General features: G+C 41.2%; 1 pseudogene. It reads right to left on the bottom strand.

What is annotated here, in order from left to right:
* Positions 1-1805: pseudogene (locus tag AC6F75_RS06630) on the bottom strand (hypothetical protein); the annotation flags it as partial.

Raw genomic sequence — 1805 nt, 5'->3', positions numbered from 1 at the left:
CGTCCTCTATTAAAGAAAAGAATATTCCTGAAATTTAAAGCCAAACCCAACTGGTTTTCCTCACCACTCGCAAATGGATTGATGTCAAAAGAGCTACCTTCCCTTCGGGTTTTTCGGTCTATTAAATAGGTGGTTTGGTTGTAAAACTTTGAAAGGATTGCTTTGGCTTTTTCATTATCGGCAAACAATCCGGGATTGATGGTGAGCACTTGTCCCAGTTTGTTTTGGTGGATTTTGATAAAAACCTGATTGGGCAACAGCACCCTGATGAATCTGGCTTCATCAGGAAATTGTGCAATTTCAAATTCTTCCAGTTCCTGAATGCCATTGCCGTTATAATCTATCCACACGTGCGTTCCCTGTCCGGGCTCCACTTCAATAAAAGTAAATTCCTGCTGAGGTAAAACCCCGCTGTTGGTTTCAAAAGTGGTGTTCCATTGAATTCCGCCATTTAGGAATCGTTGGTTGTATAATAACCTGCTGTTTAAAGATTGTTCATCCTCGCGTGTACCATAAACGTCTTTCAAAACCCTGTAATTTGCAAACAGGGAAAGTTGAGAATTTTCGTTTTGAATAAGTTGTGATTTTAAGTAATAAGTGTTGGAACGGCTCACACGCTCTAAAGCATTGAAGCGCAAACTATCGTTCACACGGTTTCGGTAACCCACTTCAACAAACACCGAAGTGCTGTCGCCAATTCCGGCAAATGTTTCATAAGCAAAAAATTTCTGACTGATTGGCGTCAGGCTGTCAGTAGCAAGTATGCGCTGTCGGTTGTCTTCCAGTGCGATTTTACTGCCCACCCAGCCTTTATTGTTGATGTTATAAACCGTTCGGGCATTTAACCTTGTAAAGTCAGATTCTTGTAGAGAACCTGAATTATTAAGAATACTACCATTAATTTGGGTTTGTAAATTGCCGGTTTTTATTAATGAATTAAAAACATGCCTGCTTCCGCTGAAATCTTCTGAAAAGTCCAGTTTCTGAAATTCATAATTGGCAAATCCGCGTGCACTGTCTGAAACCTGAATTCCTGAAATCACCAGACTTTGATCTCCCTGAGGATTATCAATCAGCGTCCAGTCGCGGTTAAACTCTACATTATACAAGCGTTCAACGGTGTTGAAATTTTTAGCGATATAATCTACATTTAAGTATCCGTCAAGTTTAATTCCTCCGGCGCGATCGATTATATTTTGCCTGGCCTGGACACGTGCCGCAAAACCGTTGTTGTCTTCGTTGTCAATATCTGAAAACAGGTTTAAATCTTGTTTACTGGCGGCCAGTTCAAAACCAATGGTTGTTTTTTCTGAAGGGCGATAAACCCCGTTTACACCACCCACCTGAAGTTGGGTAGGCGCAAAAAGTTGTATCACCGGCTCATAATTTCCTTGAGGAATCCCGTTTACAGGCGGTACAAATTCAAAAATCCTGCTGATGGCTGTAGTGCTTGAAATAATATAATTCCCTTGATTTTCGCCCACGAGCGTAAACCTTACTTGAAACAATTCATCTTCAGGATCGTTTGAAAAGACAAAAATTTCCTGACCTTCAAAAACATCTTTCCGATACAAGATTTTGTTTTCAGAAAAAGTGTCAGGCACCGCTGAAGGAGCCACCATTTGTGAAGGGTCATCTCCGGCTTGTTGTAAAACGGCGACCTGCTCAGGGGAGAGGTTTTGCTGAAGCGGTTGGTTTTTCACATCGCTTTCAATATAGCCATAAGCACCAATGTCCAGTTTTTCAGAAGTATAATTGCCGCCTCCATAACCGATAAATCGCGTGTAATTCCTGTCTGAATATTG

The organism is Planktosalinus sp. (assembly GCF_059864935.1).
The sequence above is the reverse complement of the archived record's forward strand: the minus strand, read 5'-3'. Positions and strand labels throughout refer to the sequence as shown.